The organism is Streptomyces sp. NPDC006711 (assembly GCF_042869775.1).
Classification (GTDB): Bacteria; Actinomycetota; Actinomycetes; order Streptomycetales; family Streptomycetaceae; genus Streptomyces.
In genome coordinates, this window is the sequence record NZ_JBIAGO010000005.1 from 152,416 (window position 1) to 171,422 (window position 19,007).

Consider the following 19,007-nt stretch of genomic DNA (forward strand, 5'->3'; position numbering starts at 1 on the left):
TCCGGTCAGGTGGCCCCCATCGTTCCGTACGGACGATGGAGCCGCCCGATGTGCGCCCCGCGGTGGACCCGCGGCGTGTGTTCCGGTTTTCTTGGAGCCCCGCCTGTGTCCGTCCGGGGCATTTTTTTGTGCCTCGCGGCGGTTGGTCACGTCATCCAGACATACGCGGCTGTCTGCCAGGCAGTCGTGTGGTGCTACTGAGGAGGATCCATCAGCGCCGAGCCCCGCATCAACGACCGGATTCGCGTTCCCGAGGTCCGACTTGTCGGCCCCAGCGGCGAGCAGGTCGGAATCGTTCCGCTTGCCAAGGCCCTGGAGCTCGCCCAGGAGTATGACCTCGACCTGGTCGAGGTCGCGGCGACCGCCCGTCCGCCCGTGTGCAAGCTCATGGACTACGGGAAGTTCAAGTACGAGTCGGCCATGAAGGCCCGTGAGGCGCGCAAGAACCAGGCGCACACGGTCATCAAGGAGATGAAGCTCCGGCCGAAGATCGACCCGCACGACTATGACACCAAGAAGGGTCACGTCGTCCGGTTCCTCAAGCAGGGCGACAAGGTCAAGATCACGATCATGTTCCGCGGTCGTGAGCAGTCCCGGCCGGAGCTCGGCTACCGCCTGCTCCAGCGTCTCGCCTCGGACGTGGAGGACCTCGGCTTCGTCGAGTCCAGCCCGAAGCAGGACGGCCGGAACATGATCATGGTTCTCGGTCCGCACAAGAAGAAGACCGAGGCGATGGCCGAGGCCCGCGAGGCCCAGGCGGCCCGCAAGGCCGAGCGCCAGGGTCAGCCGGCCGCGGCGGACGAGTCCGTCGAGGACGAGCCCGCCACCGAGGCCGTGGCCGAGGAACACCCCGCCGAGGCCTGATTCCGGGACAGCCCGTTCCGGACATCAAACCGACATATATGACGCTCCCGCGCGCCGGTCCCCGGACCGGCTGGGAGCGCCACTGACGAGGAGATAACGGCGCTATGCCGAAGAACAAGTCGCACAGCGGTACCAGCAAGCGCTTCAAGATCACCGGCTCTGGCAAGGTGCTTCGTGAGCGTGCCGGCAAGCGCCACCTGCTCGAGCACAAGTCGTCCAAGAAGACCCGCTCGCTGACGGGCACGGTCGTCGTGGCTCCGGCCGACGCCAAGAAGATCAAGAAGCTTCTCGGCAAGTGACGTTCCTCCGCCTCCCTCCGTCGGAGGCGGAACGTCGAGACCGGGACCCATTCGATTTCGGGCCGTGTGAGTCCAACCACGGCCCCGCTACAAGGAGTTAAACAAGTGGCACGCGTCAAGCGGGCAGTCAACGCCCACAAGAAGCGCCGGGCGATCCTCGAGGCGGCCTCCGGCTACCGCGGTCAGCGTTCGCGCCTGTACCGCAAGGCCAAGGAGCAGGTCACCCACTCGCTGGTCTACAACTACAACGACCGCAAGAAGCGCAAGGGCGACTTCCGTCAGCTGTGGATCCAGCGCATCAACGCCGCTGCCCGCCAGAACGGCATGACGTACAACCGCCTCATCCAGGGTCTGAAGGCCGCCAACATCGAGGTGGACCGCAAGATCCTCGCGGAGCTGGCCGTCAACGACGCCAACGCGTTCGCCGCGCTCGTCGAGGTGGCTCAGAAGGCCCTCCCGAGCGACGTCAACGCCCCGAAGGCCGCGTGAGCGCCTGACGGCTTGTTGAGCCGGACCGGACCCGCAGGCCGATGGCCTGCGGGTCCGGACGCGTTGGGGGCCCGGGCCCCTCGGGGGCCGCGCCCCCGAACCCCCGTCTTGGGGGCGGTGCCCCCGAACCCCGCCTTGGGGGTCGTGCCCCCAGGCGTCCGTCTTGGGGGCCGTGCCCCTCGGGCGTCAGTCAGTCTTGGGAGTCGCGCCCCCGAACCCCTGTCTCGGGGGTCGTGTCCCCGGACGTCCGTCTTGGGGGTCGTGCCTCCGGGGCGGAGGTTCGGGGGTTGTGCCGCCGGGCACCCGTCTCGGGGGGCGTGCCCCTGCACCCCGTCTCGGGGGTCGTGCCCCCCGGCGTCTGTTTTGGGGGTCGCGCCCCGGGCCCCTGTCTCGGGGGTCGTGTCCCCGGACGTCCGTCTTGGGGGTCGTGCCTCCGGGGCTCCGTCTCGGGGGGCGTGCGTCCGTCTCGCGGGCTGTGCCCCCCGGGCATCCGTCTGGGAGGGCGCGCCTCCGTGACCCCGCCTCGGGGGTTGTGTCTCCGGGACTCCGTCTCGGGGGCCGTGCCTCCGAACCTCCGTCTCGGGCGCTGTGTCTCCGGGGCTCCCTCTTGGGAGCCGTGCCTCTGGGTTTCCGCCTCGGGGGCACTGCCCCCGAACCTCCGTTTCGGAGGCTGTGCCTCCGGGCGTCCGTCTCGGGGGGCGTGCCCCCCGGCGTTCGTCTGGGGGGCGCGCCTCCGTGACCCCGCCTCGGGGGTTGGGTCTCCGGGACTCCGTCTCGGGGGCTGTGCCCTCGGACCCTGCCTTGGGGGCCGGGCCCCAGGACCCCGCCGGGGAGCTGTGCCCTCGGACCCTGCTTTGGGGGCCGGGCCCCAGGACCCCGCCGGGGGGCTGTGCCCCCGGACCCCGCCTTGGGGGCCGCGCCCCAGGACCCCGTCTTGGAGGCTGTGCCCCCAGGACCCCGCCTCCGGGGCCGCGCCCCGGGACCCCGCTCCGGTGGGGCCGGCTCCGGGCCTCGGCGGGTGTGGCCGGTCGGCGGGGGGTACGTTCCTCGAAGCCGCTTCGGCGGTCCTGCCGTCCCCTCGGTGGGTGTGTCCCGGACCTCGGGTTTTCGGGGGGTCCGAGGGTCGGCCCAAGGCGGGGCTCCTCCCAGGGGGGAGCCCTTCAGGACGAGGGCCCCGGGTCGGCGTCCCGGGCCCACCCCGCCCGGGTCGGCGCCCCGGACTCACCCCGCCCGGGTCGGCGCCCCGGACTCACCCCGCCCGCCACCTCGTAGAGAGACCGCGTACATGCCCAGCCCCGAGCTGATCTCCTCCCGTTCCCCCCGCGTCGCCGCCGCGAAGCGGCTCGCCCGGCGCAACTTCCGGGGCAAGGAACGCCGGTTCATCGCCGAGGGGCCGCAGGCCGTGCGCGAGGCCGTCGAGCACCGCAGCGGCGGCGAGGCCACCCTGACCGAGCTCTTCACCACCGTCGAGGCCGCCGAGCGCTACGCCGACATCGTGGCCGCCGCCCGCGACGCGGGTGCCCGGGTGCACTACGCCGACGACGAGGTGCTGGCCGAGGTCTCCCAGACCGTCACCCCGCAGGGCCTGGTCGGCGTCTGCCGCTTCCTGGACTCGCCGTTCGAGGAGATCCTGAAGGCGCGGCCCAAGCTGGTCGCCGTGCTCGCGCACGTCCGCGACCCCGGCAACGCCGGCACCGTCCTGCGCTGCGCGGACGCCGCGGGCGCCGACGCGGTCGTGCTCACCGACGCCTCCGTCGACCTCTACAACCCCAAGTCCGTACGCGCCTCGGTCGGCTCGCTCTTCCATCTGCCGGTCGCCGTCGGCGTCCCTGTGGAGCAGGCCGTCCAGGGGCTGCGGGACGCGGGCGTACGGATCCTTGCGGCCGACGGCGCGGGCTCGGACGACCTCGACGCCGAGCTGGACGCGGGCACGATGGGCGGGCCCACCGCGTGGATCTTCGGCAACGAGGCCTGGGGCCTGCCCGAGGAGACCCGCGCCCTCGCCGACGCCGTGGTGCGTGTGCCGATCCACGGCAAGGCCGAGAGCCTGAACCTCGCCACCGCCGCCGCCGTATGTCTCTACGCCTCCGCCCGTGCGCAGCGCGCTCCCTCAGGGTGCCGCTCCGTGACCTCCGCCTAGTAGGGTGTCGGGCTCGGGGGCCCACTGAGCGCTTCGGAGAGGTGGGATACGGGGATGGGTGTCGGCATGAGCAGCACCGGCGAGGGCGCCGCGCCCCGCCCGTCCGGCCGCCCCGGCGGCGCTGGAGTTTTCGGGGATCTCGGGGTGCACGGGGCTCTCGGCGCTCCCGGCGTTCTCGGCTTCGACCCCGACGACCTGCCCGACGGCATCGTGGTCGCCGACGACGAGGGGCGGGTGATCTGTTTCAACGCCGCCGCCGTGAGGATCACCGCGATTCCCCAAGGCCAAGCCCTCGGCTTCTCGCTGGAGCGGGCGCTGCCTCTGGAAGACCTCAAGGGCCGCCGCTGGTGGCAGCTCACCGACCCCTACGGCGGCCTCGCCATCCGGACCGGCCAGCCCGAACGCAATCTGCTGCTGCCCGGCGGGCGCGAAGTGCTGGTCTCCGCGCGGTACGTACGCGAAAACCCCACCGGGCCGGTGCGCCGGGTCGTGGTCAGCCTGCGCTCCACCGAGGCCAGGCGGCGCACCGAACGCTCGCACGCCGAGCTCATCGCCACCGTCGCCCACGAGCTGCGCTCCCCGCTGACCTCCGTCAAGGGCTTCACCGCGACGCTGCTCGCCAAGTGGGAACGGTTCACGGACGCGCAGAAGCGGCTCATGCTGGAGACCGTCGACGCCGACGCCAACCGCGTCACCCGGCTCATCGCCGAACTCCTGGACATTTCGCGCATCGACTCCGGCCGCCTCGAAGTGCGCCGCCAGCCCGTGGACATGCCGGCCGCCGTCGGCCGCCACCTCCAGGCCCATGTCGCATCGGGCCAGGCCCCGGACCGCTTCCTCGTGCGGGTCCTGTGCCCGCTTCCCGACCTGTGGGCCGACCCCGACAAGATCGACCAGGTGCTCGGCAACCTGCTGGAAAACGCGGTGCGCCACGGTGAGGGAACTGTCACCATCGAGGTGGCGCCCGCGCCCCTGCGTATCGACGAGCACGACGAGAAGGGAACGGCCGTCACCGTGAGCGACGAAGGTCCCGGCATCCCCGAGGAGTCGATGGGCCGTGTCTTCACCCGCTTCTGGCGGGGGAGCAAGCGCGGCGGGACCGGCCTCGGCCTCTACATCGTCAAGGGCATCGTCGAAGCGCACGGCGGCACCATCACGGTCGGCCGCGGCCCGGGCGGCGGCGCCCAGTTCCGATTTATCCTGCCCGTCGGCGCTCCGGCGTATCTCCAGTAGACCGCCCCCGAGCCGCCCACGGGCGCACTCGCATTCCACCACCCCGTTAGACTCGACCTTTGGCGCGTTTGTGTCCGCGCGCTTGTCGCGGTATCGCTGTCGCGGTCGCGGGGACCCCCGGCCTGGGGGCACCTCCCAGTGTGAGCTGGGGGCCAATCGGAAGCACGGGAAGAGATGTCGGCACCTAACAAGTCGTACGACCCTGTCGAGGTCGAGGCGCTGAAACCGGAAGAGATCGAGCGCATGCGGGACGAGGCGCTTGCCGCCTTCGCCGCCGCCGGCGACCTCGACGAACTCGCCCAGGCGAAGACCGCGCACACCGCAGGCACCTCGCCCCTCTCGCTCGCCAACCGCGAGATCGGCGCGCTGCCGCCGCAGGCCAAGGCCGCAGCCGGCAAGCTCGTGGGCATGGCCCGCGGCGCCGTGAACAAGGCGCTGGCCGCCCGCCAGGCCGAGCTGGAGGACGAGCGGGACGCCCGGGTCCTGGTCGAGGAGGCCGTGGACGTCACGCTGCCCCACGACCGCGTCCCGGCCGGCGCCCGCCACCCGCTGACCACGCTGTCGGAGCGCATCGAGGACGTCTTCGTGGCCATGGGCTACGAGGTCGCCGAGGGTCCCCAGGCCGAAGCCGAGTGGTTCACCTTCGACGCGCTCAACATCGGCCCCGACCACCCGGCCCGCACCGAGCACGACACGTTCTTCGTGCGGGGCCCCGAGGGCGCCGCGGGCTCCGGTGTCGTCCTGCGCACGCACACCTCGCCCGTGCAGGTCCGCTCGCTGCTGCGCGGCGAGCCCCCGGTGTACGTGATCTGCCCCGGCCGGGTGTACCGCACCGACGAGCTGGACGCCACGCACAGCCCGGTCTTCCACCAGGTCGAGCTGCTGGCCGTGGACGAGGGCCTGACCATGGCCGACCTCAAGGGCACCCTCGACCACATGGTCAAGGCGCTGTTCGGTGAGGGCATGGAGACGCGCCTGCGGCCGAACTTCTTCCCCTTCACCGAGCCGTCCGCCGAGATGGACATGGTCTGTTACGTGTGCCGGGGCGAGTCCGTGGGCAACCCGGACCGTCCGTGCCGCACCTGTTCATCCGAGGGCTGGATCGAGCTCGGCGGCTGCGGCATGGTCAACCCCAAGGTGCTGACCGCCTGCGGCGTGGACCCCGAGAAGTACAGCGGGTTCGCCTTCGGCTTCGGCATCGAACGGATGCTGATGTTCCGCCACAACGTAGAAGACATGCGAGACATGGTCGAGGGTGACGTCCGGTTCACCCGGCCGTTCGGGATGGAGATCTGATGCGGGTCCCGCTTTCCTGGCTGCGGGAGTACGTCGATCTCCCCGCCACCGAGACCGGCCGTGACGTGCAGGCCAGGCTCGTCGACACCGGCCTTGAGGTCGAGACCGTCGAACAGCTCGGCGCCGGCCTGAAGGGCCCGCTCGTCGTCGGCAAGGTCCTCACCATCGAGGAGCTGGAGGGCTTCAAGAAGCCCATCCGCTTCTGCACCGTCGACGTCGGCCAGGCCAACGGCACCGGCGAGCCCCAGGAGATCGTCTGCGGCGCCCGCAACTTCGCGGTCGGCGACAAGGTCGTCGTGGTGCTGCCCGGCGCGGTGCTGCCCGGTGACTTCGCGATCGCCGCGCGCAAGACGTACGGCAGGACCTCGCACGGCATGATCTGCTCCAGTGACGAGCTCGGCATGGGCCCGGACACCACCGGCGGCATCATCGTGCTCCCGCCGGAGCACGAGGTGGGCACCGACGCCATCGCGCTGCTCGAACTCGTCGACGAGGTCCTGGACATCGCGGTGACCGCCAACCGGGGCGACTGCCTGTCGATGCGCGGCGTGGCCCGCGAGACCGCGATCGCCTACGGCCTGCCGCTGCGCGACCCGGCCCTGCTCGACGTGCCCGCGCCCAACTCCTACGGCTACCAGGTCAAGATCGCCGACCCGATCGGCTGCGACCGCTTCACGGCGCGCACCGTGACCGGCCTCGACCCCGAGGCCCGCTCTCCGATCTGGCTCCAGCGCCGGCTCCAGAAGGCCGGCATGCGGCCGATCTCGCTCGCCGTGGACATCACCAACTACGTGATGATCGAGCTCGGCCAGCCGCTGCACGCCTACGACCGCACCCTCATCGAGGGGCCCATCGGGGTGCGCCGCGCCGAGCCGGGCGAACTGCTCACCACCCTCGACGGCACCAAGCGCAAGCTCGACGCCGCCGACCTCGTCATCACCGACGACCGGGGCCCCATCGGCCTCGCCGGTGTGATGGGCGGAGCCAACACCGAGATCGCCGACTCCGTCACGGACCCCGAGACCGGCGAGGTCAAGGGCACCACCGAGGTCGTCATCGAGGCCGCCCACTTCGACCCGGTCGCCATCGCCCGGACCGCCCGGCGCCACAAGCTGTCCTCCGAGGCGTCCAAGCGCTTCGAGCGCGGCGTCGACCCGCAGGCCGCGGCCGCCGCCGCCCAGCGCACCGTCGATCTGCTCGTGCTGCTCGCGGGCGGCACGGCCGAGGCCGGCGTCACCGAACTCGTCTCGCCGTCCGCGCCGCGCACCATCAAGATGGCGGCCGACCACCCGGACCGCGTCGCGGGCATCGCGTACGGCCGCGAGACCGTCGTGCGCCGCCTCCAGGAGGTGGGCTGCGACGCGTACGGGCAGGACGAGCTCGTCGTGACCGTGCCGTCCTGGCGCCCCGACCTGACCGAGCCGAACGACCTGGCCGAAGAGGTCATCCGCCTGGAGGGCTACGCCAACCTGCCCTCCACGCTGCCCAGGCCGCCGGCCGGGCAGGGCCTGACGGAGCGTCAGCGACTGCACCGCAGGGTCGGCCGCGCGCTCGCCGGGGCGGGGTTCACCGAGGCGCCGAGCTACCCGTTCGTCGCCGAGTCGGTCTTCGACCAGCTGGGCCTCGACGCGGACGACACCCAGCGCGCCGTCGTGACGCTGGTCAACCCGCTCAGCGACGAGGAGCCGGCGCTGCGCACCACGCTCCTGCCGGGCCTGCTCGCCACGCTGCGCCGCAACGCCGGGCGCGGCAGCCACGACCTGGCGCTCTTCGAGACGGGTCTGGTCTTCCACCCCTCGACGACGCCGGGTGTCGCCGCCCGCCTGCCCGTCGACCGCCGCCCCACCGACGAGGAGATCGCCGCCCTGGACGCCGTGCTGCCCGCGCAGCCGCGGCACGTGGGCGCCGTCCTCGCCGGCGCGCGCGAGCAGGCCGGCTGGTGGGGCAAGGGCCGCCCGGCCGACTGGGCCGACGCGGTGGAGGCCGCGCGGACCGTGGCCCACGAGGCGGGGCTCGAACTCGCCGTGGAACAGGGCCAGTACGGCCCCTGGCACCCGGGCCGCTGCGCTGAGCTGTATGTGTTCCCCGAGGGCGTCAAGACCCTTGTCGGACACGCCGGTGAGCTGCACCCGCGCGTCGTCAAGGCGTTCGGCCTGCCCGCCCGCAGCTGCGCGATGGAGCTGAACCTCGACGTCCTTGAGCGGGCCGGCGAGGGCGTCGTGCGGGCGCCGTCGATCTCCACCTTCCCGGTGGCCACCCAGGACGTCGCGCTCGTCGTCGACGCCGGGGTGCCTGCCGCCGCCGTGGAGAACGCGCTGCGTGTCGGCGCCGGTGAACTCCTGGAGTCCATCCGCCTGTTCGACGTCTACAGCGGCGAGCAGACCGGCCAGGGCAAGAAGTCGCTCGCCTACGCGCTGCGCTTCCGCGCCGCCGATCGCACCCTGACCGTCGAGGAGGCATCGGCCGCCCGCGACGCGGCGGTGGCCCACGCGGCCGACGTCACGGGCGCGGTGCTGCGCGGGGCGTAGCCCGCGGCAGAACGCACCGGGAGGGGCGCACCGGGAATCCCGGCGCGCCCCTCTCGGCGTATGCCGTCATGGACGCCGAGGGCGCCGCCGCCCCGCCGGGAGTGCCGGGCGGCGCGAACAGGGCGGCGGCGCCGGGAACGAGCCGCCGCACGGTGTCGTGGGGGGCCGGCGGCCCGGTTGCCTCGGGGAGAGGCGCCCATGAGTCAACCGAGCGCGGGCGCCGGTGGGCAGAGGGCGCGGCGCACCAATGCGGGTACTCGCTTCACACCCCGTGTGAACCGGGCTCGATTACGCTGGTGGCACCGAGCCAACGGAGGGCCCCATGCAGCCCAATACCCTGCTCGACGCCCTGGTGGACGAAGCGGGGATCTCACACGCCGGGCTCGCGGCCCGGGTCAATCAGGCGGGGCGGGCCAGAGGCGTCGCCCTCAGATACGAACACACCGCCGTGGCGCGGTGGTTGAAGGGCCAGCGCCCGCGCGGCCAGGTGCCCGACCTGATCTGCGAGGTGCTGGCCGGGCGGCTGCGGCGCCGGGTCACCCTGGACGACATCGGCCTCGGTGTGCCGGGCGAGCCGGCGCCGGCGCACCGCTCGCCGCTCGCCGGATTCGTCGAGCGGGCCACCGCCCTGTGGCGCTCCGACGAACAGCAGCGCACCCACATCCTCGACGCCCCGGCCGTCACCGGCACCCCGGCCGTCATGCCCGTATGGGAGTGGGAGAACCCGCCGGAGGACACCGATGTCTCCCGCGACGGGCAGACGGCGGTGGGGGAGTCCGACATCGAGATGCTGCGCTCGGCGCGCGAGCACTACGAGCTGATGTACCGCAAGGCGGGCGGCATCGCGACGCGCTCGCGCGTCGTCGGCTTCCTCAACGCCGAGACCGCCCCGCTGCTGCGCGGCGGCTACACGGACGCGAACGGCCGCCAACTGCACCGCGCCACGGGCGGGTTGGTGGCCATCGCGGGCATCTGCGCCTATGACTCCAACGCCCAGGGCCTGGCCCAGCGCTACTTCCACCAGGCGCTGCGGCTCGCGAAGGCCAGTGGGGACAGGGGACTTGGCGCCTATGTCATAGCCCTCCTGGTCAACCAGTCGCTGTTCATGCGCGACTACCGCCAGTCGGTCGCCTTCGCTGAGGCGGCGCTGCGGGCCGCAGGCACCCGGCTGAGTCCGGCGCTCGCATCCGATCTGCACGCCATGCAGGCCAAGGCGTACGCGCATCTGGGCGACGGCCAGAGCGCGCTGTCCTCGATCCTGAGCGCAGAGGCGGCCGCCGGACGCGTCCGGCCGGGCCAGGAGCCGGCCGAGACCGGTTACGTCCAGCCCGGTCTCGTCAATGTGCAGGTGGCCGAGGCCCTGCTGAGCCTCGGTGACCTGACGGCGGCGCGCGAACAGGCCGCGCTCGCGGCCGAGGAGCCCTCCCACGACCGGGGCAGGGTGCACCGCCTCGCGATGCTCGCGCAGATCGAGCTGCGCCAGGGCGACGCCGACCGGGCCGTGGCCACCGCGGTCGAAATGGCCGAGCGGGCCCGGGGGATGGAGTCGCAGCGATTGCGTGACCGGTTGCGCGTGGTGCGCGAGCACCTGGTCGCGTCCGGCTGCGCCGGCGCGGCCGAAGCCGCCGCGCTGATCGACGGGGCGCTTCGCGTTCCCCTGTGACCGTCAGCCTGCTGCGATATTGCCACCTACTTGTCGAAAGGTGGCAGAACCGTGCAGTGGACGAACCTGAACGAACAAACGGTGTACGAGAATCGCTGGTTCCGGGTCAACCTCGCGGACGTGGCGCTCCCGGACGGGCGGCATCTGGACCACTTCCTGATCAGGCTGCGGCCGGTCGCCGCGGCCACCGTCGTCAACACCGCCAACGAGGTGCTGCTGCTGTGGCGGCACCGCTTCATCACCGACAGCTGGGGCTGGGAGCTGGCCGCCGGAGTCGTCGAGGACGGCGAGGACATCGAGGCGGCGGCCGCCCGTGAGATGGAGGAGGAGACCGGCTGGCGGCCGGGACCGCTCAAACCGCTGCTCACCGTCGAGCCGGCCAACGGGCTCATCGACGCCCGGCACCATCTGTTCTGGTCCGAGTCGGCCGAGTACATCGGCCACCCCGAGGACGACTTCGAGTCCTCGCGCCGCGAGTGGATCCCCCTCAAGCTGGTGCCCGACCTGGTCGCGAGGGGGGAGGTCCCGGCCGCCAACATGGCGGCCGGACTCCTGCTCCTGCACCATCTCCGCCTGGGCGAGGGCTGACCCGCCCGGCGCGGGGTCAGTGACCGAGTGCCTGCCAGGCGGCGAGCGTCAGCGCGCCGAGCGCGATCAGCGCGGTGAGGGCGGGGAGCGGCCATCGCAGGTGTTCCAGGGCCGCGACCCGTCCCACCACCTCGGTCACTTCTCGCTCGGTCTGCTCACCCCGCAGGGCGAGCAGCGCGAGCTGCCCGTCCACGCGGGCCATGGCGACGTCCACTTGGCGGCGTAACTCCGCCAGTTCGTCGACGGTGGTCGGATGTCCCGGGTCCCTGGACACGGTTGGCTCCTTATCCCTGTTCCGGAGGTGCCACTGATGTGGTGGCGCAGAGTCAACTCGCCGTGTTCCAGGGGCGGGAGCGTGTGCGATGGGCATATGCGGGCTCGCCGCGCACACCCGGTGTGCGCGGCACGAGCCCGGCTCACGCCTTTCAGACGTACGCCCGCGTATACAGACGTACGCCTTTTTACTCAGGCGTACGAGTAGAAACCGGACCCGGTCTTGCGGCCCAGGCGTCCCGCGTCGACCATGCGCTGGAGCAGCGGGGGAGCGGCGTACAGGGGCTCCTTGTACTCGTCGTACATCGAGTCGGCGACCGAGGCGACCGTGTCGAGACCGATGAGGTCGGACAGCTTCAGCGGGCCCATCGGGTGGGCGCAGCCGAGCTCCATGCCGTTGTCGATGTCCTCACGGCTCGCGATGCCCGACTCGAACATCCGGATCGCCGAGAGGAGATACGGGATCAGCAGCGCGTTGACCACGAAGCCCGAGCGGTCCTGGGCGCGGATCGCGTGCTTGCCGAGCACCTTCTCGACCAGGACCTGGGCGCGGCTGATGGTGCCCTCGGAGGTGGTGAGGGCGGGGATCAGCTCGACCAGCTTCTGCACCGGCGCCGGGTTGAAGAAGTGGATGCCGATGACCTGGTCGGGGCGCGAGGTGGCGACCGCGAGCTTGACCAGCGGGATCGAGGAGGTGTTGGACGCCAAGATCGCGTCCGGGCGGGTCACCACCTGGTCGAGGATCTGGAAGATCTCCGTCTTGACCTGCTCGTTCTCCACGACGGCCTCGATCACGAGATCGCGGTCCGCGAACTCGCCGAGGTCGGTGGTGAAGCTCAGGCGGGCGAGCGTCGCGTCGCGCTCCTCCTCGGAGATCTTGCCGCGCTCGGCGGCCTTCGAGAGGGAGTTGTGCAGCCGGGTGCGGCCGATCTCCAGGGCCTCGCCGGTGGTCTCGGCGACCATGACGTCCAGGCCGCTGCGGGCGCACACCTCCGCGATGCCCGCGCCCATCTGGCCACAGCCCACAATTCCGACGCGTTCGATGTCGGTCACATCGTGCCTTTCGCTCTACAGCAGTCCCCGGCAGGCCCCCCGTGTGATTCCGGCGCCCGCCTCCGGCCCCAGACGTTACTCCGAACGCGCGCGTGCTCGTGGGGGCGGGGCGGGCACGCTGTCCGGTAGACCTGGGCGCATGCGACCTGAGCGAGGGGCGAACGTGGGACTAATCACGCGGCGGGGCTTCGTGGCGGGCACGGCGGGGGCGCTGGGCGGGCTGATCACGGCGGCCCCCGCGTCCGCCCGGCGGGGCCGGGGCGCCGGACGGGAGTTTCGCGGGGTGTGGCTGGCCACCGTCGCCAACCGGGACTGGCCCTCGCTCCCGGGCCTCGGCGCCGCCGACCAGCGCGCGGAGCTCCTGGCCCACCTGGACAAGGCCGTCGAGCGGCGGCTGAACACCGTGGTCCTCCAGGTCCGCCCGACCGCCGACGCGCTCTGGGACTCGCCCTACGAGCCGTGGTCCCAGTGGCTCACGGGGACGCAGGGCCAGGACCCGGGCTGGGATCCGCTGGGCACCGCCGTCGAGGAGGCACACCGGCGCGGTCTCGCCCTGCACGCCTGGTTCAACCCCTACCGGGTCGCCAACCACACCGACCCCACGCGCCTCGTGGCCACCCACCCCGCCCGCATCCACCCGGACTGGGTCGTCCCCTACGGCGGGAAGCTCTACTACAACCCCGGCCTGCCGCAGGTCCGGCACTTCGTCGAGGACGCCATGCTGGACGCGGTACGCCGCTACGACGTCGACGGCGTCCACTGGGACGACTACTTCTACCCCTATCCGGTGGCGGGCGAGAGATTCGACGACGACGACGCCTACGCCCGGTACGGCGGTGACTTCCCCGACCGTGCCGCCTGGCGGCGCGACAACATCGACCTCCTGGTCCGCGAGACGGGCGCCCGGATCAAGGAGATCAGGCCCCGAGTCCGGTTCGGGATCAGCCCCTTCGGGGTGTGGCGCAACGAGGCGAGCGACGCGCGGGGCTCGGCGACCGCGGCCGGCGCCCAGACCTACGACGACCTGTACGCCGACACCCGCGGGTGGGTGCGCGAGGCGCTGATCGACTACATCTGCCCGCAGCTGTACTGGAACATCGGGCTCGCCGCCGCCGACTACGCCGTCCTGGTGCCGTGGTGGGACGAGGTGGCCCGGGGCACCGGCGTCGATCTCTACATCGGCGAGGCCCTGTACAAGGCGGGCGGCCCCGCCCAGCCCGCCGCCTGGCAGGACCCGGCGGAACTCTCGCGCCATCTGACCCTGGCGCGCCGGTACGCCACCGTACGCGGCCACTGCTTCTTCGCCGCGAAAGAGGTCACCGAGGACCGCATCGGAGCCATGGCGCGCGTCGTGGCCGACCACTGGGGCGGCTGAGAGCGGGCGTCACGAGCGGGCGCGCTGGGTCACCGCGATGCACACCAGGACGCCCGCGGCGGCCACCGGGGCGGCCGGGCTCAGCTGTTCGCCGAGCAGCAGCACCGACCAGACGAGCGTCGCGAGCGGCTGCGCCAGCTGGAGCTGGCTGGCCCGGGTGACGCCGATCGCGGCCATGCCCCGGTACCAGAGGTAGAGGCCGAGGAAGGTCGAGGCCGAGGCCACCCAGAGCAGCCCGGCGACGCCGTGGACGGTGAGGTGCCAGGGTTCGAGGCTCAGGCCGAGCAGCGCGCCCACCAGGGCGAGCGGGACACAGAGCACCAGGGCCCAGCCGACCACGTGCCAGCCCGGCATCAGGCCCGAGAGCCGCCCGCCCTCGGTGTATCCGGCCGCGCACAGGAGCAGCGCCCCGAACAGGTAGAGGTCCGCCCGCGTGAGCGCGCCGCCGCTCTGCTGGACCGTGAAGGCGACGACCACGGCGGCGCCGGCGAGCGCGGCCGCCCAGAACGCGCGCGAGGGCCGGCGCCGGGTCCGCACGGCGGCGAAGACGGCGGTGGTGAGCGGCAGCAGGCCCACCACGACGGCCGCGTGGGAGGTGGTCGCGGTTCCGAGCGCCAGCGTGGTCAGGACCGGGAAGCCGATCATCACGCCCCCGATCACCGCGGCGAACCCGGCCCAGTGCGCGCGCTCGGGGAAGGGCACCCGGCCCCGCCACAGGAAGACCCCGGCCAGGAGGGCGGCGACGAGCAGCCGCAGCGACACCATCGACCACGGGCCGAAACTCTCCAGAGCCCACGCGGTGCTGGGAAAGGTCAGCGAGAAGGAGAGCACCCCGAGCGCGGCGAAGAGCGTCCCGCGCGGGGAAGGGGCGCCGGCGCGGCGGACCGGGGCGCCGACCGTTATCGAGGTGGGAGCAGTAGCGCTATCCTGTGCTGTCATGCAAGAGCGTAGCAGTGTGACCGAGCTGGCGGACTCTCTGCGGAAAGAGGTCGACCGCTACCCGGTGGGTGGAAAGCTGCCGTCGAGCCGGGCCCTCGTCGAGCGCCACCGGGTCTCCCCGGTGACGGTCTCGCGCGCGCTCGCCCAGCTGGTCGCCGAGGGCCTGGTCGTCACCCGCCCCGGCGCGGGCGCCTACCGGGCCGAGCCGCGGACCACCGCCGCCCGCGCCGGGGACACCTCCTGGCAGGAGGTCGCGCTCAGTGCCGACGGCGCCACCGAGCCGGCGCCGCGCGCGGTCGACGCCGCCGGAGTCCTCGGCGCGCTCGCCATCCCGCCGACCGGCGTCATCGACCTCAGCGGCGGCTACCTGGACCCCGGGCTCCAGCCCGAACGAGCCATGGCGGCGGCGCTCGGACGGGCCGGGCGCCGCCCGGGGGCGTGGAGCCGCCCGCCCGTGGACGGGCTCACCGAGCTGCGCGCCTGGTTCGCCCGCGAGATCGGCCCCGCCGTTGGCGCCGCCGACGTCCTGATCACCTCGGGCGGCCAGACCGCCCTGACCACCGCGCTGCGCGCGCTCGCCGCGCCCGGCGCCCCCGTGCTCATGGAGTCGCCCACCTATCCCGGCATCCTCGCCGTGGCCCGCGCGGCGGGACTGCGGCCCGTTCCGGTCCCGGTCGACGCCGACGGCGTACGCCCCGAACTGCTCGCCCGCGCCTTCCGGGCCACCGGCGCCCGCGTCCTGTGCTGCCAGCCCCTCTTCCAGAATCCGACCGGCGCGCTGCTCCCCGCCGAGCGCGGCCGCGAGGTGGTCGCCATCGCCCACTCCTTCGGCGCGTTCGTCGTCGAGGACGACTTCGCCCGCCGCCTCGCCCACGAGGACGCGGGCCCCCTGCCCGCGCCGCTCGCCGCCGACGATCCCGACGGCGTCGTCGTGCACGTCTCCTCCCTGACCAAGGCGACCTCGCCGAGCCTGCGCGTGGGCGCGCTCGCCGCCCGGGGGCCCGTGCGCGAACGCCTGCGCGCCATCCAGGCCGTCGACTCCTTCTTCGTGCCGCGCCCCCTTCAGGAGACCGCCCTCGAACTCGTCGGCTCCCCCGCCTGGAACCGTCATCTGCGCACTGTCTCGGCCGAGTTGACGGCCCGCAGGGAGACGCTGGCCGCCGCCGTCCTGCGGCACCTGCCCGAACTCGCCCTGCCCCACATCCCCTCCGGCGGCTACCACCTCTGGGTCCGCCTGACCGACGGCACCTCCGAGGACGCTCTCGTCCCGGCCGCGCTGCGTGCGGGCGTCGCCGTCTCGCCGGGCCGGCCCTACTTCGGCGCGGAGCCACCGGCGGGCCATCTGCGGCTGAGCTTCGCGGGGGTGACGGGCCGCGCGGAGATCACCGAGGCGGTCCGCAGGCTGCGCGTCGCGCTTGACGGTGTCGCGCGTTGACGGTGTTGAGTGTTGGCGGCGTTGCGCGTTGACGGTGTTGCGCGTTTGACGGACCCGGGTCCTGCCGGGCGCGGAAGGTGGCCTCCGCCACTGACACGCGGGCCGCCACCTGCCAGGCTCGCGCCATGAGTGAAACGATCTTCCGCGAGTACGCGATCTCGAACGACCCCGCCCGCCTGGACCCGGCCCGGATCCATCACTGGCTCTCCACCGACGCCTACTGGGCGCTCGGCCGCACCCGCGAGAAGCAGGACGCCGCGATCTCCGGCTCGCTCAACTTCGGTGCCTACGACGCCGGTTCGGGGGCGCAGGTCGCCTATGCCCGGGTCGTCACCGACCGCGCCACCTTCGCGTGGCTCTGCGATGTGTACGTCGATCCGGCGGTACGCGGCAAGGGGCTCGGCACGGCGCTCGTGGCCGCCGCGCGCGACCATCTGGAGCCGTACGGTCTGCGCAGGATCCTGCTGGCCACGGCCGACGCCCACGGCGTCTACGAGAAGCTGGGCTTTCGGCCCCTGGAGAACCCGGCCAAGTGGATGGCGCTCGGCCTCCAGTAGCCGGCCCGGACGGCCCAGCCCTCAGGAGACCGACGGCGGGGGCTGCTCGCCGAAGACCCACGGTGCCAGGACGACGAGCCAGCCGTCCGGGTCCTCGAAGACCACCGCGCCGCGTTCTGGCCAGTACGGATTCGCGGCCGGGACCGGGCTGTGCCCGTGCTCGCTCAGCCTGCGGGCGGCCGTGGCGACGGCTTCGGGGCCGCGCAGATAGAGCACCAGCTGGTTCTCCGGGTCGGGCTCGGGAATGCGGGGCGGATCGCCGTGCTGGAGGAGTTCCATGTGCACCGGGGTGCCGGGCAGGCCGAGCACGACACCGTCGTAGCCGTGGTGACCGCGCCACTGCGCGAGTACCGGCAGTCCGAGCACGTCCCGGTAGAAGACCAGGACGTCGTCGTACTTGGCGGTCGGCCGGGCGAACCGGACCGCTCCTACATCGAGATGGCTGGGCCATGAGTGCGACATGCCGCCATGCTGACAGACCCGCACCGGGGCCGGATCGGGCTTTGGGCCTACGCCGCAAGACGGGCGGCGGCGGCGCCGGACCTCGGGCGGGCCAAGGGTGCGGACCTGGCGCTACGGGCCGGGCGGAGGCCCGGGGGCCACTGGGGGTCGCCGGGGTGGCGGACGCCCCGCCCGTAGGCGGACGCGCGCTCACCCGGCCCGGCGGGGTGGCTACGGGGCGGGGTCGGGGGGTGACGCCGCGGCCCAGGCCGCCTCGATCATCGCGAAGATCTCGTCCAGCGCGGCCACCGGATCCGCCGCCTCACGGGCCACCGCGTACGCGTCGATCACGAACCGCGCGATCGTCCGGGACGCCGTCGCCGACTGCGGCAGGCCCCCGTCCTCGACGATGGCCGCCGCAAGCGACTCCGCGTGGCGCAGCCGCATCGACTCCTCGTACTCCCGCAGAGCCGACGACCCCTCGATCATGCGCCAGACCGGAGCCGCACCCTGTGCCGTGCAGTGCCGGACCAGGGCCTCGACCTCGTGGCGCAGGGAGGCGATGAGCGGCTGGTGCGGCGCGCGCGCGGCGACCGCCCCCGTCAGGCGCTGCTCGAAATCGTCGTCCCGCTCGAACACCAGGGCCTCTTTCGAGGCGAAGTGGGAGAAGAGCGTGGTCACCGCCACGTCGGCCTCCGCGGCGACATCACGGATGCCCACCGCGTCGTAGCCGCGCTCCAGAAAGAGCCGCAGCGCGGTGTCGGCGATCTTCTGGCGGGTCGCGGCCTTCTTGCGCTCGCGACGCCCGGGAGGAGCGGTCATGAGAGGACGCTATCAAATATGAAATCGTAACCATTCCAAAAGGCTAACGGTTAGTGCTACGTTCTCGGCATGAAGAAAGTGAGCTTCGCCGAGTTCGGCGGCCCGGACGTCCTGCGCCTCATCGACGCCGAGGAACCCCACGCGGGCCCCGGCCGGATACGCGTCGCCGTGCGGGCGGCGGGTGTCAACCCCGTGGACTGGAGGATCCGGGAGGGCCAGGTCCTCGGCGCCCACCCGATCACGCTGCCTTCCGGGGTGGGCCTCGACGCCGCGGGGATCGTGGATGAGGTGGGGGAGGGCGTCGAAGGGGTCGGGATCGGTGACCGCGTGTTCGGCGAGGGGGTGGACACCTATGCCGAGTTCGCCGTGCTGTCGGCGTGGGCCCCGATGCCCGAGGGGCTGACGTTCGAGGAGGCGGCGGGGTACCCCTCGGTGGTGGAGACCGCGCTGCGGATCATCCGCGAGTGCGGGGTGCGGCCCGGGCAGACGCTGCTGGTCAGCGGCGCGTCCGGAGGGGTTGGTTCCGCGGTCCTGCACATCGCCCGCGAGCGCGGCATCAGGGTGATCGGCACGGCGGGGGCCGCGAACCAGGACTACCTGCGCACCCTGGGCGCCGTCGCGACGACGTACGGCGAGGGCTGGGTCGAGCGGGTCCGGCTGCTCGGCCCGGTGGACGCGGCGCTCGATCTGGCCGGCTCGGGCGTGCTCCGTGAACTCGTCGCGCTGACGGGGGACCCGGGCAAGGTGGTCTCCATCGCCGACCTCGCGGCGACGGAGTTCGGCGTCCGCTTCTCCGGGGTGGCCGGAAGTGTGCCGGAAGCGCTCGCCGTGGCCGCCGACCTCATCGCGCGGGGAGAACTGCACATCCCGGTCGAGAAGGCGTACGCCCTCGCGGACGCGGCGGCGGCGCACATCGACAGCCAGGCGGGACACGCGCGGGGCCGCCGGGTGCTGGTGGTCTGAACCGGGGCCTTGAACCCGGGGTCGCGCCTCGGCTCCCATGAAACCGGGG

At 72.7% G+C, this 19,007-nt stretch carries 18 protein-coding genes; 13 read left to right on the top strand and 5 right to left on the bottom strand.

The window, feature by feature from the left end:
- Nucleotides 1-210 precede the first annotated feature (210 nt).
- The 9 genes from infC to ACFYM2_RS13475 all read left to right on the top strand — a co-directional run bounded on the left by infC (nt 211) and on the right by ACFYM2_RS13475 (nt 11,100).
- Nucleotides 211-864, top strand: coding sequence for a translation initiation factor IF-3 (infC, locus tag ACFYM2_RS13435; protein ID WP_359004267.1), 654 nt, complete (start codon nt 211-213; stop codon nt 862-864).
- 104 nt (nt 865-968) lie between these two features.
- Nucleotides 969-1,163 carry a 50S ribosomal protein L35 gene (rpmI, locus tag ACFYM2_RS13440; RefSeq protein ID WP_100577122.1) on the top strand — a complete coding sequence of 65 codons (195 nt, stop codon included), beginning with the start codon at nt 969-971 and terminating at the stop codon, nt 1,161-1,163.
- Nucleotides 1,164-1,268: 105 nt separating this feature from the next.
- On the top strand, nt 1,269-1,652 hold the full coding sequence (gene rplT / locus ACFYM2_RS13445) for a 50S ribosomal protein L20 (RefSeq protein ID WP_003970214.1): 384 nt from the start codon (nt 1,269-1,271) through the stop codon (nt 1,650-1,652).
- Nucleotides 1,653-2,937: 1,285 nt separating this feature from the next.
- Entirely contained in the window at nt 2,938-3,792 is an 855-nt protein-coding gene (locus ACFYM2_RS13450; protein WP_388835998.1) for a TrmH family RNA methyltransferase, read from the top strand.
- A 54-nt stretch (nt 3,793-3,846) separates the two neighbouring features.
- Complete coding sequence (locus ACFYM2_RS13455) at nt 3,847-5,025, top strand: ATP-binding protein (protein ID WP_388836001.1); 1,179 nt, start codon at nt 3,847-3,849, stop codon at nt 5,023-5,025.
- 174 nt (nt 5,026-5,199) lie between these two features.
- Nucleotides 5,200-6,321: a phenylalanine--tRNA ligase subunit alpha gene (pheS, locus tag ACFYM2_RS13460; protein WP_359004214.1), complete on the top strand. Its 1,122-nt coding sequence runs from the start codon at nt 5,200-5,202 to the stop codon at nt 6,319-6,321.
- Complete coding sequence (gene pheT / locus ACFYM2_RS13465) at nt 6,321-8,849, top strand: phenylalanine--tRNA ligase subunit beta (RefSeq protein WP_359004211.1); 2,529 nt, start codon at nt 6,321-6,323, stop codon at nt 8,847-8,849. The genes pheS and pheT overlap by 1 nt, the downstream gene beginning before the upstream one ends.
- A gap of 322 nt (nt 8,850-9,171) precedes the next feature.
- Nucleotides 9,172-10,512: a transcriptional regulator gene (locus ACFYM2_RS13470; RefSeq protein ID WP_359004210.1), complete on the top strand. Its 1,341-nt coding sequence runs from the start codon at nt 9,172-9,174 to the stop codon at nt 10,510-10,512.
- Nucleotides 10,513-10,563: 51 nt separating this feature from the next.
- Entirely contained in the window at nt 10,564-11,100 is a 537-nt protein-coding gene (locus tag ACFYM2_RS13475) for an NUDIX domain-containing protein (protein ID WP_388836005.1), read from the top strand.
- A gap of 16 nt (nt 11,101-11,116) precedes the next feature.
- Here ACFYM2_RS13475 and ACFYM2_RS13480 read toward each other — a convergent pair whose 3' ends face one another.
- Nucleotides 11,117-11,374, bottom strand: a complete 258-nt coding sequence (locus tag ACFYM2_RS13480; protein WP_359004204.1) for a hypothetical protein — start codon at nt 11,372-11,374, stop codon at nt 11,117-11,119.
- Between the two features lie 191 nt (nt 11,375-11,565).
- Nucleotides 11,566-12,426: a 3-hydroxybutyryl-CoA dehydrogenase gene (locus ACFYM2_RS13485; protein WP_120725057.1), complete on the bottom strand. Its 861-nt coding sequence runs from the start codon at nt 12,424-12,426 to the stop codon at nt 11,566-11,568.
- A 139-nt stretch (nt 12,427-12,565) separates the two neighbouring features.
- Here ACFYM2_RS13485 and ACFYM2_RS13490 point away from each other — a divergent pair, with 139 nt between their 5' ends.
- The gene (locus tag ACFYM2_RS13490; protein WP_388836008.1) at nt 12,566-13,801 is read left to right on the top strand and encodes a glycoside hydrolase family 10 protein; all 1,236 of its coding nucleotides are present in this window, start codon (nt 12,566-12,568) and stop codon (nt 13,799-13,801) included.
- A 9-nt stretch (nt 13,802-13,810) separates the two neighbouring features.
- Here the strand turns inward: ACFYM2_RS13490 and ACFYM2_RS13495 are convergent, their stop codons facing one another.
- On the bottom strand, nt 13,811-14,740 hold the full coding sequence (locus tag ACFYM2_RS13495) for a DMT family transporter (RefSeq protein WP_359004197.1): 930 nt from the start codon (nt 14,738-14,740) through the stop codon (nt 13,811-13,813).
- On the opposite strand from ACFYM2_RS13495, the gene ACFYM2_RS13500 reads away from it, so the two are divergent.
- Both ACFYM2_RS13500 and ACFYM2_RS13505 read left to right on the top strand, forming a co-directional pair.
- Nucleotides 14,739-16,175: a PLP-dependent aminotransferase family protein gene (locus ACFYM2_RS13500; protein WP_388836011.1), complete on the top strand. Its 1,437-nt coding sequence runs from the start codon at nt 14,739-14,741 to the stop codon at nt 16,173-16,175. The two genes, ACFYM2_RS13495 and ACFYM2_RS13500, sit on opposite strands and share 2 nt — an antisense overlap.
- A 125-nt stretch (nt 16,176-16,300) precedes the next feature.
- Entirely contained in the window at nt 16,301-16,732 is a 432-nt protein-coding gene (locus tag ACFYM2_RS13505; protein ID WP_359004191.1) for a GNAT family N-acetyltransferase, read from the top strand.
- A 21-nt stretch (nt 16,733-16,753) separates the two neighbouring features.
- Here ACFYM2_RS13505 and ACFYM2_RS13510 read toward each other — a convergent pair whose 3' ends face one another.
- Both ACFYM2_RS13510 and ACFYM2_RS13515 read right to left on the bottom strand, forming a co-directional pair.
- A complete protein-coding gene (locus ACFYM2_RS13510; protein WP_359004188.1) occupies nt 16,754-17,194 on the bottom strand; it encodes a VOC family protein in 441 nt (146 codons plus the stop codon).
- A gap of 210 nt (nt 17,195-17,404) precedes the next feature.
- Nucleotides 17,405-17,995, bottom strand: coding sequence for a TetR/AcrR family transcriptional regulator (locus ACFYM2_RS13515; RefSeq protein WP_388836014.1), 591 nt, complete (start codon nt 17,993-17,995; stop codon nt 17,405-17,407).
- 69 nt (nt 17,996-18,064) lie between these two features.
- Here ACFYM2_RS13515 and ACFYM2_RS13520 point away from each other — a divergent pair, with 69 nt between their 5' ends.
- Nucleotides 18,065-18,958 carry an NADP-dependent oxidoreductase gene (locus ACFYM2_RS13520; RefSeq protein WP_388836017.1) on the top strand — a complete coding sequence of 298 codons (894 nt, stop codon included), beginning with the start codon at nt 18,065-18,067 and terminating at the stop codon, nt 18,956-18,958.
- Nucleotides 18,959-19,007 lie beyond the last annotated feature (49 nt).